Annotated in this window: 14 protein-coding genes; 7 read left to right on the top strand and 7 right to left on the bottom strand. The window is 47.4% G+C overall.

Translation table 11 applies throughout. The features are described from left to right. Positions 1 to 12: 12 nt before the first annotated feature. The 4 genes from BWK47_RS06175 to BWK47_RS06160 form a co-directional block, all read right to left on the bottom strand. The gene (locus BWK47_RS06175; protein ID WP_162327982.1) at positions 13 to 474 is read right to left on the bottom strand and encodes a DUF29 domain-containing protein; all 462 of its coding nucleotides are present in this window, start codon (positions 472 to 474) and stop codon (positions 13 to 15) included. Between the two features lie 122 nt (positions 475 to 596). After that, positions 597 to 1,064, bottom strand: coding sequence for a DUF29 domain-containing protein (locus tag BWK47_RS06170; protein ID WP_162327981.1), 468 nt, complete (start codon positions 1,062 to 1,064; stop codon positions 597 to 599). A gap of 113 nt (positions 1,065 to 1,177) precedes the next feature. Next, entirely contained in the window at positions 1,178 to 1,639 is a 462-nt protein-coding gene (locus BWK47_RS06165) for a DUF29 domain-containing protein (RefSeq protein ID WP_162327980.1), read from the bottom strand. A gap of 113 nt (positions 1,640 to 1,752) precedes the next feature. Continuing rightward, positions 1,753 to 2,214, bottom strand: a complete 462-nt coding sequence (locus BWK47_RS06160; protein WP_204250476.1) for a DUF29 domain-containing protein — start codon at positions 2,212 to 2,214, stop codon at positions 1,753 to 1,755. 141 nt (positions 2,215 to 2,355) lie between these two features. Here BWK47_RS06160 and BWK47_RS06155 point away from each other — a divergent pair, with 141 nt between their 5' ends. The 4 genes from BWK47_RS06155 to BWK47_RS06140 all read left to right on the top strand — a co-directional run bounded on the left by BWK47_RS06155 (position 2,356) and on the right by BWK47_RS06140 (position 5,846). Next, positions 2,356 to 3,321 (top strand): DUF362 domain-containing protein, encoded by a 966-nt coding sequence (locus BWK47_RS06155; RefSeq protein WP_162327978.1) that lies wholly within the window; start codon positions 2,356 to 2,358, stop codon positions 3,319 to 3,321. Between the two features lie 115 nt (positions 3,322 to 3,436). After that, positions 3,437 to 3,580: a hypothetical protein gene (locus tag BWK47_RS06150; RefSeq protein ID WP_162327977.1), complete on the top strand. Its 144-nt coding sequence runs from the start codon at positions 3,437 to 3,439 to the stop codon at positions 3,578 to 3,580. Positions 3,581 to 3,607: 27 nt separating this feature from the next. After that, positions 3,608 to 3,982 carry a hypothetical protein gene (locus BWK47_RS06145; protein WP_237269873.1) on the top strand — a complete coding sequence of 125 codons (375 nt, stop codon included), beginning with the start codon at positions 3,608 to 3,610 and terminating at the stop codon, positions 3,980 to 3,982. Further along, positions 3,951 to 5,846 (top strand): ABC transporter substrate-binding protein, encoded by a 1,896-nt coding sequence (locus tag BWK47_RS06140; protein ID WP_162327975.1) that lies wholly within the window; start codon positions 3,951 to 3,953, stop codon positions 5,844 to 5,846. Before BWK47_RS06145 ends, BWK47_RS06140 begins: the two co-directional genes overlap by 32 nt. On the opposite strand, the gene BWK47_RS06135 is transcribed toward BWK47_RS06140, so the two are convergent. The 3 genes from BWK47_RS06135 to BWK47_RS06125 all read right to left on the bottom strand — a co-directional run bounded on the left by BWK47_RS06135 (position 5,812) and on the right by BWK47_RS06125 (position 8,984). Beyond that, the gene (locus BWK47_RS06135; protein WP_162327974.1) at positions 5,812 to 6,621 is read right to left on the bottom strand and encodes a hypothetical protein; all 810 of its coding nucleotides are present in this window, start codon (positions 6,619 to 6,621) and stop codon (positions 5,812 to 5,814) included. The two genes, BWK47_RS06140 and BWK47_RS06135, sit on opposite strands and share 35 nt — an antisense overlap. Before the next feature lie 160 nt (positions 6,622 to 6,781). After that, positions 6,782 to 8,065: a glutamyl-tRNA reductase gene (hemA, locus tag BWK47_RS06130; RefSeq protein WP_162327973.1), complete on the bottom strand. Its 1,284-nt coding sequence runs from the start codon at positions 8,063 to 8,065 to the stop codon at positions 6,782 to 6,784. Between the two features lie 133 nt (positions 8,066 to 8,198). Further along, on the bottom strand, positions 8,199 to 8,984 hold the full coding sequence (locus BWK47_RS06125; protein ID WP_162327972.1) for an alpha/beta fold hydrolase: 786 nt from the start codon (positions 8,982 to 8,984) through the stop codon (positions 8,199 to 8,201). Between the two features lie 38 nt (positions 8,985 to 9,022). Between BWK47_RS06125 and BWK47_RS06120 the strand changes: the two genes are divergently transcribed. From BWK47_RS06120 to BWK47_RS06110, 3 genes are read left to right on the top strand one after another with little or no spacing between them, the layout of a single operon-like run. Beyond that, positions 9,023 to 9,535, top strand: a complete 513-nt coding sequence (locus tag BWK47_RS06120; protein ID WP_162327971.1) for a Ycf51 family protein — start codon at positions 9,023 to 9,025, stop codon at positions 9,533 to 9,535. Continuing rightward, the gene (sppA, locus tag BWK47_RS06115) at positions 9,532 to 11,364 is read left to right on the top strand and encodes a signal peptide peptidase SppA (RefSeq protein ID WP_162327970.1); all 1,833 of its coding nucleotides are present in this window, start codon (positions 9,532 to 9,534) and stop codon (positions 11,362 to 11,364) included. The genes BWK47_RS06120 and sppA overlap by 4 nt, the downstream gene beginning before the upstream one ends. Positions 11,365 to 11,387: 23 nt before the next feature. Continuing rightward, positions 11,388 to 12,158, top strand: coding sequence for an SDR family NAD(P)-dependent oxidoreductase (locus tag BWK47_RS06110; RefSeq protein ID WP_162327969.1), 771 nt, complete (start codon positions 11,388 to 11,390; stop codon positions 12,156 to 12,158). Positions 12,159 to 12,183: the final 25 nt, after the last annotated feature.

The following is a 12,183-nucleotide window of genomic DNA, read 5'->3' as shown; positions in this document are numbered from 1 at the left end:
AATGGCGATCGCCTAGGGCAACCAATCTTCATCCAGTACCTGCTCAAGGGTGGCAATGGGTTGCTCTGGGAAAGTACTGAGGGGAAGTTGAGAATGTTTGGACGCTAATTTTCTACCTCTTTTATACCCCTCAGCTAAATAGTCCCTTGCATAGTTACGTAAACTCGGACTATCTTCTAATACCTGAAGAAGCTGTAGGCGGAAATTCAAGATTTCCCTTTCCCAATGCTCTTGATTCCGGATAAGTTCTGCTTGCCAGTAAACAATCAAAAGGAAATGTTCAAAAATATGATTGAGAAGACTTTGTAATTTATGTTTATCGCGCCGGCTCAAGTCCTCTACCTCCTCAATTAGGTTTTCCCAATCTAGATCATCTAAATTTTTATTTTTTAGTTTGGCAACAGTTTCTAAAACCCAAAGATTGTAATCTGTCTCATAAAGATTTGTATTGGTTTTGTGGAGTTCAGCAACCATAGTGTTGACCTCGTTGATTAGTTGTAAATTTTATTCTAGCTTCTACCCAATCAATGGTAATACCATCTATAAATCGAAATGAATTATCTGGCGATCTCGCAGAGATCCGCTACGCGGTGCGCCTAGGGCAACCAATCTTCATTCAATATTTGTTCAAGGGTAGCAATGGGTTCCTCTGGAAATGTACTGAGGGGAAGTTGAGACCGTATTGAAGCCAGCTCCCTACCATCTTGATAACATTCCGCAAAAATCTCCTGACAATAGCTTTTTAGGCTGGGACTTGTTTTCAGTTCCCACTTAATCTGTAAACGAAACTCTGCTATATCGCCCCGCCAATTTCCAAGATTATTCTTTCTTTCTGAATCCCAATAAGCAAGTCGAAGTAAGTAATCAAATAAATTTCTTAAAATATTTTGTAATTCATGCTTAATTCCTCGACTTAAATCCTCTACTTCCTCAATTAAATTTTCCCAATCTAGAGCATCCAAGTCTCGACTTTTAAGTTTAGCAGCAGTTTCTAAAACCCAAAGATTATAATCCGTCTCATAAAGGCAAAGGCTTGTGTTTGTTTTCCAGAGTTCGGCAACCATGCTGTTTTCCCCAATGATTAATCGTCAATCCTATTTTAGCTTCGACTCAATGAGTGGGCATACGATTTGCCCCATTATCTGGCGATCTCGCAGAGATCCGCTACGCGGTGCGCCTAGGGCAACCAATCTTCATTCAATATTTGTTCAAGGGTAGCAATGGGCTCCTCTGGAAATGTACTGAGGGCAAGCTGAGATCTATCAGCTACTAATAATCTTCCTTTGTGATAGCAATTGATAAAATTTTCCTCAAGATAAGGTCTGAGACTAGGACTATCTTCCAATTCCATATTAATTAACTGCCTGAAATTACGAACTTCTGACTGCCAGTGTCCTTTATTTCTTTCATATTCAGAATACCAGTATTTCAACTTAAGTAAATGCTCACACAGTTTGATTAAAAGACTTTTTAGTTTCCTCTTATCCCGCCGACTCAAATCTTCTACCTCCTCAATTAAATTTTCCCAATCCAGAGCATCCAAATCTCGACTTTTAAGTTTAGCAACAGTTTCTATAACCCAAAGATTGTAGTCTGTCTCATAAAGACTTGTATTAGTTTTGCGGAGTTCGGCAACCATGCTGTTTTCCCCAATGATTAATCGTCAATCCTATTTTAGCTTCCACTCAATGAATGGGTACACGATTTGCCCCATTATCTGGCGATCTCGCAGAGATCCGCTACGCGGTGCGCCTAGGGCAACCAATCTTCATCCAGTATTTGTTCAAGGGTAGCAATGGGGTGTTCGGGAAAGATGCTGAGAGGAAGTTCGGATTGGTCAGCAGCCAATTCTCTCCCATCACGATAACATTTATCAAAGATGTCACTAAGATAGTTTCGTAAACTTGGACTACTTTCTAACTCTTCATTAATCTGTTTCCGGAAATTACGAATTTCTCTCCTCCAATGACCTTCATTCCTTTGAAGCTCAGATTGCCAATATGTGAGTTTAAGAAGATGTTCACACAGTAGACGTAAAAGACTTTTAAGCTTTTTTTTGTCGCGCCGACTCAAATCTTCCACCTCCTCAATTAAATTGTCCCAATCTAGACCATCCAAGTCTCGACTTTTAAGTTTGGCAACAGTTTCTAAAACCCAAAGATTGTAATCTGTTTCATAAAGACTTGTATTGGTTTTGCGGAGTTCGGCAACCATGCAACTTTCCTCAATCATTTGTCTTAAGCTTCATTGTAGCCTTAGCAAAAATTGTCCCCAAAATTGGCATCTGGAGCCGAACATGACTAGAATCGGGAATAGGCTTATATTCATATTTGTTTACAATCAACCTCCGCCACCATGGTCAAATCCGTTAGCTTGCTCCGGGCCCAATCCTACGAAGCGGGCAGTTTGCTGGCTTCCCTAAGAACTTTACTCGAACCCTTGGGGGGCATGGGCAACTTCGTCAAACCAGGCGATCGGGTTTTGCTGAAGCCCAATTTGTTGACTGGCAATCGGCCGGGCAGAGAATGTATTACCCGCCCCGAAGTGGTGGCCGCCGTGGCCCAACTGGTGCAGGAAGCGGGCGGTAAACCTTTCATGGGGGACAGTCCTGCGTTTGGTTCGGCTCGGGGCGTGGCAGAAAACAACGGTTACTTACCTCTGTTGCAAGCGTTAGACATTCCCATTGTGGAATTCCGGGGGGGACGCTACGCCACCGAGAGTGATAGTTTTAACCATTTGCGCTTGTCCAAGGAGGCCATGGATGCGGATGTGGTAATTAACCTGCCCAAACTCAAGTCCCATGCCCAATTGACCATGACCATGGGGGTTAAAAATTTATTCGGTTGCGTCCCCGGCAAAATGAAAGCTTGGTGGCATATGGAGGCGGGTAAGGATGCGAATCGCTTTGGGGAAATGCTGGTGGAAACGGCCAAGGCGATCGCCCCGGATTTAAACATTTTGGATGGCATTATGGCCCATGAAGGCAATGGCCCCATGCACGGTGATCCTAGGGAAGTGGGGTTATTGGCCGCTAGCCCCGATGTGTTTGTTTTGGATTTTGTTATTACCGATATTTTGCAACTAGACCCCGCCACCATCCCAACCATGGCGGCCCAGGAGCGCCTAGGACTAAATCCCACTGCGGCTGAATTGACCTTTCCCTTATCCCATCCCCGGGAGTTAGTGGTAGATAATTGGAAACTACCGGAAGTGTTGATGCCCATTGATTTTGGCCTGCCTAGGGTGTTGCGTTCCACGTTCAAACACTTTTATGTTCGCTTTGTCAAAAAACCCTTACATATCTACACGGGGAAAGCCTAGTTACGGGAACTTTCGTCAAATAGGCTACATAAAGCCTACCGATCCGGCCTTAACCTGAAGATAAGACATAAAGTCAATATCACCCTCCGATTGCTAGAGGTCGCCCATTGCTTCAGTGGCGGCTTTCTTTTTAGCGTTTATTAGTCCTTTAGAAGCTGCCATGCACTGCTCGATTTGGGACGAATTTAAACTTTCTGTAATTAATTGCTTACCAGGGGCGATCGCCGTAGTGGGGGCAGTGGTTTTGTTAAGATTCTAAAAACTTCAAATAGCGCTCCCCATGCTCATGGACTGGATTCCTTTCGAAATTCCCATTAATACGGCGATGATTGCTGGTGCTACCCTTTGGGCATTGGGGCTGTACCTAACCTGGGGTACTGGGCGCAATTGGCTGATTGAACAGTTGCAACGGTGGTTTAATTTTGCGGAGCGTTCCCTCTACACTTCCGTGGAGGAATATGAGCGCACCAAGGAAGCTAGGGAAGCCCAGAATGCTTTCTATGCTTCAGTAATGAGTATTTTGCCGTTTCTTCTCCTGGGGGCCCTCTGTAATTGGGGGGTGAAATGGGGATTGGGAGGAAGTTGGTCCATTAGCTTGGCCATATTGACGGTGTTCACAGGGGCAGTTTATGCGTTGGGGAAACAAAGTAGCAATGAGTAGGGTGGTGGGACAAAGAAAAACGGCGATCGCCAGGGAAAAAAATCCAGGCCAGCAAAATTACCTATCCGGTCGAAGTTGGGGGCAAAAATTAATCAGTGCTTTATTGTGTTGCCTTGCCCTGACGTTTTCATTGGGAGGTTGTTTTTCCCCGGAACTGAAAGACCAGGTGGTTTTTTCCGTGCTCAGTGACCCCAAAACTTTCAATGCGGTTCTGTCCCAAGAGTCCCCCAATGTTTTTGGTTATATCTACGAAGGGCTAATTAGGGAAAATCCTCTCACCGGGGAAAGAACGCCAGCCTTGGCGGAAAGTTGGGAAATATCACCGGACAATTTGACCATTACCTTTACCCTCAAGGAAGGTCTGCGTTGGTCTGACGGCAAACCCCTTACCGTAGATGATGTACTATTTTCCTATAATGATCTTTATTTAAACCCTAAAATTCCTAATAATTATCGGGACAGTTTGAAAGTAGGAGAAAGTCAGGCGGAACCGAAGATTACCAAAGTTGGCGATCGCCAGGTGGCATTTAATATTCCCGAACCCTTTGCTCCCTTTTTAGAAACAGCCCAATTTCCCATTTTGCCAGCCCATATTCTGCGGGAAACGGTGAAAAAAAGTGATGAAAATGGCAATCCGCTATTTTTAAGTACCTGGGGCACCAACACTCCCCCGGACCAAATTGTGGTCAATGGTCCCTATAAATTAGCCCGCTATGTCACCAGCCAACGGATAATTTTTAGTAAGAATCCCTATTACTGGGAAAAGGGCCCCAACGGTGAATCCCTGCCCTATATTCCCAGGGTTGTGTGGGCCATTGTGGAAAGCACTGACACATCTTTGTTGCAATTTCGTTCTGGCAGTTTGGATTCCCTCGGAGTGCCACCAGAATCCTTTTCTCTGCTCAAACAGGAAGAAGAACGGGGTAATTTTGTCATCTATAACGGCGGCCCCACCTACGCCAGTAGCTATTTAACCTTTAATCTCAACCAAGGTAAGCGCCAGGGTAAACCCCTAGTGGATCCGATTAAATCCCGCTGGTTTAATAATCTCAATTTCCGTCAGGCGATCGCCTATGGCATTGACCGGGAAAGAATGGTGAATAACATTTACCGGGGACTGGGGGAAAAGCAAAATTCCTTTATCCCTGTGCAATCTCCCTTTTTTAATCCCGACGTCAAAGTTTATAACTACGATCCTGAAAAGGCCCAAGCATTACTGAAAGCCGGGGGCTTCACCTACAACAATCAAAGGCAATTATTGGATGATCGGGGTAACCGTGTCCGCTTTGTGCTTAATACCAATGCTGGCAATAAAGTGCGGGAAGCCATGGGGACCCAAATTCAAGAAGATTTGGGAAAACTTGGCATTCAAGTGGATTTTAGCCCCATTAGTTTTGGCGTGTTGGTGGACAAATTAAGCAACAGTTTGGAATGGGATGCGGTGGTTTTGGGCCTAACCGGCGGCAACGATCCCCATATACCTAATGTTTGGTACGTTAAGGGCAATTTACACATGTTTAATCAGCATCCCCAGGCCGGAGCCCAACCTTTAGAGGGACAAACAGTGGCCCCCTGGGAGCAGAACATTGCCGATTTAGCTCTTAAAGGTTCCCAAATTATTCCCCAGCAGGAACGGAGCCTGGTTTACGACCAAATGCAAATGGAAGTGCAGGAATATTTGCCCTTTATCTACTTGGTAAGTCCCTATTCCCTTTCAGCAGTGCGGAACCGCTTCTGTGGCATTGAATATTCCGCCCTAGGGGGAGCGTTCTGGAATTTACCTTCCATCAGTTTTTGCGACAATCCACCGTCACCGCCACCATCCCAAGCTACTCGTCATTTCCCTGGGGCTGGGGAGGCGTAGGGCTAGGAGTGGGGGTTGGGGTTAATATTGGTGGGGTTTGGTATTCCTTGATTTTTTCCTCCAGTTCTTTAAGACGGGCCTGTAAATTTTCCAGGCGATCACCATTGAGACGATTTTCTTGGAGTTGTTGACTGATGATTGTGTGGAATTCCCGCCGTAGCGCTTCCTGCTCCCCCATCAATTGGGCAATGGTGTTGTTTTGGGCTTCAATAGTGCCTTGCAAAGTTTCTAAGCGGGCTTTTTCTTCGATCACAAAGGGTAAACCGCCGTGGAATAAAAGGTAAATGCCACCGCCGCAGATTACCGCCCCCACAAACATCAAACTGCCCATAATGGTGCGGAGATGCCGCTTTTGCCGCCGCCGAAATTCCGCTAATAAATCCAACGCCCCTTCACAACCAGGTTCTAACGATAAACACTGGCGTACCCGCAAATGCATTTGGTCTGCATCAGGGCTACGGTGATGCTGTTTCCATTTACCCAGGTAGGCTTCAGCGGAAGAGAGCAAAAACTTCGATTCCCCCGGATTAAAGGCAATGGCATCGTCCAGTTCGGCAATGGCATCATCCCAATATCCGAGACGCATATAGCCCTGGGCCCTGGTGAAATGATCCGTTGCTTGTTTTTGGGCCGCCTGGATTTCCTCTGGCTCAATGCCCAGCTCCCTGGCGATCGCCTCCAGTTCAGCAGTGGTGGGAATGCGCTGGGTGGATTGGCTTAACTCAGTCACCCGTTGGATATAGTTCTCAATTACTCCGCTGTGGACCAATGCCATGGCCTAGTTGTCCTCGGCGCTAATATCTTCCTCGACAATTCTAGCTTAGGAGTTTGGCTGGGCCTTGGGAACGGGACCAAAGAGAAAAACGACTCCATGGGGAACACAGAGCCGGCTTTGGGACATTTATTTACAGTTAGCTGAAATTCATTAACAAGTTCTAACCGAATTGTTCTTCCACTTCCAAATCAAACAGCATCTTCAGGGAGCGTAGGCATTGCTTACGGGCTTCGATATCCTGCTGGGCCCGCAGTTGCACCATGGGTTCGTGGAGAATTTTGTTGACAATGCCCCTAGTGAGGGCCTCGATTACTTCTTGATGTTTTTCGGCAAACTCGCTGCCCAGGCGGGAAAGGGCTTTTTCCAATTCCTGTTCCCGGATATCTTCCACCTTACTGCGGAGGGAACTGATGGTGGGTACCGTTTCTAGCGATCGCCACCAGAGGTCAAAGGCGGCAATTTCTTCTTCGAGTAATCCCTCTGCTTGCCTGGCCATTTGCCGGCGGCTGGCTTGGTTTTGGGCGACTACTTCTTTTAGGTCATCCACATTAAAAGCCCGCACCTGTTCCATGGCGTGGACATCAGCGGCCACATTCCGGGGTACGGAAATATCCACTAACATCAAGCTTTTGCGGTTGATCACACAACTGGTTAGGTTCTGGCAATCTAAAATCGGTTCCGTGGCCCCAGTGCTGGTAAAGACAATATCCCCAGCGGCGATCGCCGTAAACATATCCGTCAGGGGACAAAGGGTTAACTGGGCTTGGGGGAATTGGTTGGCTAAATCCTGGGAACGACGTTGGGAGCGGTTAACAATGGTGATGTCCGTGGCTCCTTTAGCTAATAGATGTTTCACCAACAGACAGGCCATTTTACCAGCCCCGATGATGACAGTCTTTTGGCTCGATAAATCCACTTGACGATGGACTAACTCCACAGCGGCGGAACTGATGGACACGGCTCCTGTACCAATATCAGTTTCGGTTCTGACTCGACGACCGGCGGTGATGGCTTGCTTAAATAGGCGATCGAGCAGACGACCCACCCCTTTATATTTTTGCCCCAACTTATGGGTAGTACGCACCTGAGCGAGGATTTGTCCTTCTCCGAGCACCAAACTTTCCAGCCCAGCGGCCACCCGCATCAAATGGCGCACCGCATCTTCGTGGAGAAGGGTAAACAGATAACGCCGTAGGGTTGCCAGGGGAATATTGCCAGTTTCAGAAAGGAATTGGGTGATTTCCACCACTCCCTTTTCTGTGTCCGTCACCACCGCGTAAATTTCCAGGCGGTTACAAGTACTAATGACAGTGACTTCTTCGATGTGGGGATAACTCCGCAGATGGGTTAACGCTTCTTCCAACTTAGCTTCTTGGATGCTGAGTTTTTCGCGAATTTCCACCGGGGCTGTCTTATGGCTCAGTCCCACAACGGCAATATTCATGGGTTCTCCTAAAGGATTCTCTAATAAAGTGGTGGTCGCAAAAATTACGACGTTTTTTGTTAAACAAGTTTCTCTAATCTTTGCAATGTAGTCCGAATGGCAGACCACAATCAAGGGTCCATCCCAACAGAACTCATGAATTTTTGTTAAGCAAAACTAGCTCCGGTAACCATTGGGCGGCTTGCAAAATCTTCTGTAGGGATAGCTCTTTTTCTAGCAAACAGGCATGGCCGCTATGGGGCAATATTTTCACCATGGCCTTAGGCAAATGCCTCTGTAACTTATGGGCTTCTTCCACGGAAGGCAGTAGTAAGTCCCGGCCACTGGCCAGAATTAAACTGGGGGCGCTGATATTTTCTAAATTCAATTGCTGTTGGTTGAAATTTTGCAATAGGGCCAACCTCTGGGCCACGATCGCCGGGGGAATGGAGCGCATGGCATTGAGCAACTGACGACGATCCTGGGGCTGTAACCGTTCTACGGCGGCTAAAAAGGGCAGTCCGGTGAGGGTAGTGACCGTTTGTAGGGCATTGGGTAACCACTGATGGAAGGGAATGCCCCACTGCAACCAAGGGCGACGGTCAAAGGCGGTGGCCGGATTAACCAAAATTAATTTGGCCACTTCCTGGGGATATAGACAGCTATAGGCCAGGGCTAGGCATCCCCCGAAGGATTCCCCACAGAGGTACAGGGGTAATGTTAATCCCTGCTGTTGGTGAATTAATTGGTGCAAGGCCTTGGCGATCGCCGACCAATCATCCGGAAGAGGCCCCGGAGTTAGGCGCAGAGCCAGTAGGTTAAAGTGCTCAACCAACTCCGGTCGTTGCCGATAAAACAATTTGCCTGTACCATCCAACCCCGGCAAATAAAGCAGACTTGCCCTGCGGCGATCGGGGGGATGAAGATTAACTAACTGCATTTTCTGTTAGATTTGTTGACGTAATTCTCTCCCTACCTATGGACGTTACCATTTATCTCCGTTGGTCCGCCTACGCTACCATCGCCAGTTTCATCTTCATGGTACTGGCCTTTGTTTTCCGTTGGGGATTCCGCTTTCGCCTGGTGGGGGTGACGAGCTTTATGACGGTTTTAACGATAGGCATTTTTGGCCTCGGTTTGGGCATGTTCGACCGCCCCACGGTGGAAGGCTCAGTGAAGTTCAATCGAGTGTACGACAACGGTGCGAACCAAATTGTCATTAGTGTGCCGGTGACAGTGTCCTCTACGGAAGTGGAAGCCACCCTCAAACAAGCTGCCAATAATTACTTTTCCCTGGGCCGCATTTCCACCGACGGCAAAGAACAAATGGTGATCCGGGCCCGAACCCTGATCCATCCCCAGCCTGGCCTAACTAAACCCCTCTATTTAGGCTCCGCGTACCGCACCTTGGGCACCAAAGAAAACGATCAGATTGAGATTAAACTTGACCGCAAAGCCCTCCGGGAATTAGAGCGCAACCAGGCTGCATGAAAAACTTTTTCCAACAAATGGTGGCTAGTTTCCTGGGAACATTGGCCGCCATTGTGGTTTTGCTTAGCCTTGGGGCCACTGGCTTGGTATTGCTCTTCATACTGGTTTCGGCCGAGGCAGATCCAGTGCTAGAGGAAAAAACAGCCCTCATTCTCGACCTAGCCATCCCCATCCGAGATACCAGCCCTACCCTCAGTTTACAACAGAGTTTACTGGGTAATCAGGAAGAAATATTACCCCTGCGGACGGTGGTTAATGCCATTGAAAAGGCCTCCGAAGATGACCGCATTGTGGCCCTATTAATTGATGGTCGCCGTAGTAACCAAGTGGACGGTTACGCCAATTTAAGTGAAGTGCAACAGGCCCTAATTAAATTCAAACAATCGGGCAAAAAAATTGTTGCCTATGGTCTCAACTACAGCGAACTAGGCTACTATTTAGCTGCCACTGCCGATACCATTTTAATTAACCCCATGGGGGGAGTAGAAATAAATGGACTAGGGGCCCAGCCAATCTTTTTTACCGGGGCGTTGGCCAAGGCTGGCATTGGGGTGCAGACCCTACGGGTAGGCAGTTACAAGGGAGCCGTTGAACCCTATACCAGGGAAAATCTCAGCCCAGAAAATCGCCAACAACAACAGCTTTTGCTAAATCAAATTTGGCAAATTTATTTAACCAGTGTTGCTAATAATCGTTCCTTAACGGTGCCCCAACTCCAGGCGATCGCCAGTGACCAAGGGCTGCTCTTTGCTGACATAGCCCTAAGGGAAAAATTGGTGGACAAAGTGACCTATTGGGATGAAGCTGTGGCTGAGTTGAAACAGGCGGGGGTTTGGATTAATGACCCCGAGAAAGTAGAGGGGGAAGAAGAAGATCAAGAATTTAGAAAAATTAGTTTAGCTGAGTACCATCGTCTGCAAACAGGGACAGCGGCAAGCCATAACCAAGACCCTAAAATCGCCATTGTTTACCTCGAAGGCTCCATTGTTAATGGTCGGGGCACCTGGGAAAATATTGGTGGCGATCGCTATGGGGAACTATTGCGAACTATTCGCCAGGATGACGACATTAAAGCGGTGGTGCTGAGAATTAATAGCCCCGGTGGCAGTGCCAGTGCGGCGGATATTATCTGGCGGGAAGTGCAACTTTTACAGGCCCAAAAACCAGTGATTATTTCCATGGGCAATGTGGCGGCTTCTGGTGGTTATTGGATTGCCACTGCGGGGGAAAAAATTGTCGCCCAACCCAACACTGTCACTGGCTCCATTGGCGTGTTTAGTATTCTTTTTAATGTGGAAAATTTAGGCGATCGCCTGGGGCTAAATTGGGACGAAGTGACTACGGGCGCACTGGCTAATGTGGGTTCCAGCATTAAACCTAAAACCGAGTTGGAGTTGGCCATTTTTCAACGGTCGGTGGATCAGGTTTACGAGATCTTTTTAGATAAGGTGGGTAGGGCCCGCAATTTATCTCCTGAAGCATTGGATTCGGTGGCCCAGGGTCGGGTTTGGACTGGGGGGGAAGCCCAAAAAGTGGGGCTAGTAGATCAACTGGGGGGATTGCAAACGGCTGTGAACCTAGCAGCGGCCCAAGCAGAATTGGGGGAACAATGGCAGGTAAAGGAATACCCCACTCCAAGGGGATTAAATTCCCTCCTCTGGAACAATCTCATCCATGGTCTCACTGAAACTAACTCCGTCGTCCTACCGCCATTTTTACAAACTAACTGGCAACAGTTGGAGCGGGAATGGGCCGAATTATCCCAATTTAATGACCCCCAAGGCATTTACGCCCGCTTGCCATTTTCCTGGCATTTTCTTAATCCTTAACCACTTTTTTGTGGTCTAAAACCATGGCAAACCAGAACTTCCCAGCCCAAAATCATCCCCAAACGGTGGTCATAGTGGGGGCATCCGGGGGTATTGGTTTAGGCTTTGTCCGTTACTTTTTAGAACAAGTACCTTTCCCCGTCAAAATTTGGGCCACCTATCGTCAGGCGATCGCCGAGTTGGAAAATTTAGCCAAGGAAAATCCTGATCGTTTAACCCTAGTGCCGTTGGATATCACTGAAGAGAGCCAGATTGCACAATTTAGCCAGCAATTGGGCAAAACTAAAGTCGATTGGCTAATTAATTGTGTGGGCATTCTCCATGTAGAAGATAACCCACCGGAAAAAAGTCTGCGCCATTTACAACCATCACAATTACAGCAATATTTCGCTGTTAACAGCATTGGCCCAGTGTTGTTAGCCAAACATTTTTTACCCCATCTACGCCATGCTTCCCCCAGTATTTTTGCCACCATTTCTGCCAAAGTGGGCAGCATTGGGGATAACCAGTTGGGAGGATGGTACGGTTATCGAGCTTCTAAGGCGGCGCTGAATATGTTGCTCAAAAATACGGCGATCGAATATCACAGAGTTGCGCCCCAATGTGCGGTAATTTTGCTCCACCCCGGCACCACTGATACGTCATTGTCCCAACCATTTCAGAAAAATGTCCCCCCGGAAAAGTTGTTCACCGTGGAACGCACTGTTAAACAATTAATGACGATTTTATTGCAGGTGAAACCGGAAAACAGCGGCACTTTCTATAGTTGGGATGGGACAATTTTGCCGTGGTAATTTGTCAGTACAAAAATCACAATAA

The organism is Synechocystis sp. CACIAM 05 (assembly GCF_010222815.1).
Taxonomy (GTDB): Bacteria; Cyanobacteriota; Cyanobacteriia; order Cyanobacteriales; family Microcystaceae; genus Synechocystis.
The sequence above is the reverse complement of the archived record's forward strand: the minus strand, read 5'-3'. Positions and strand labels throughout refer to the sequence as shown.

Coding starts and splice junctions, on each gene's coding strand:
- BWK47_RS06175 (WP_162327982.1), bottom strand. CDS start 474: ATGGTTGCTGAACTCCACAAAACCAATACAAATCTTTATGAGACAGAT.
- BWK47_RS06170 (WP_162327981.1), bottom strand. CDS start 1,064: ATGGTTGCCGAACTCTGGAAAACAAACACAAGCCTTTGCCTTTATGAG.
- BWK47_RS06165 (WP_162327980.1), bottom strand. CDS start 1,639: ATGGTTGCCGAACTCCGCAAAACTAATACAAGTCTTTATGAGACAGAC.
- BWK47_RS06160 (WP_204250476.1), bottom strand. CDS start 2,214: ATGGTTGCCGAACTCCGCAAAACCAATACAAGTCTTTATGAAACAGAT.
- BWK47_RS06155 (WP_162327978.1), top strand. CDS start 2,356: ATGGTCAAATCCGTTAGCTTGCTCCGGGCCCAATCCTACGAAGCGGGC.
- BWK47_RS06145 (WP_237269873.1), top strand. CDS start 3,608: ATGGACTGGATTCCTTTCGAAATTCCCATTAATACGGCGATGATTGCT.
- BWK47_RS06140 (WP_162327975.1), top strand. CDS start 3,951: ATGCGTTGGGGAAACAAAGTAGCAATGAGTAGGGTGGTGGGACAAAGA.
- BWK47_RS06135 (WP_162327974.1), bottom strand. CDS start 6,621: ATGGCATTGGTCCACAGCGGAGTAATTGAGAACTATATCCAACGGGTG.
- hemA (WP_162327973.1), bottom strand. CDS start 8,065: ATGAATATTGCCGTTGTGGGACTGAGCCATAAGACAGCCCCGGTGGAA.
- BWK47_RS06125 (WP_162327972.1), bottom strand. CDS start 8,984: ATGCAGTTAGTTAATCTTCATCCCCCCGATCGCCGCAGGGCAAGTCTG.
- BWK47_RS06120 (WP_162327971.1), top strand. CDS start 9,023: ATGGACGTTACCATTTATCTCCGTTGGTCCGCCTACGCTACCATCGCC.
- sppA (WP_162327970.1), top strand. CDS start 9,532: ATGAAAAACTTTTTCCAACAAATGGTGGCTAGTTTCCTGGGAACATTG.
- BWK47_RS06110 (WP_162327969.1), top strand. CDS start 11,388: ATGGCAAACCAGAACTTCCCAGCCCAAAATCATCCCCAAACGGTGGTC.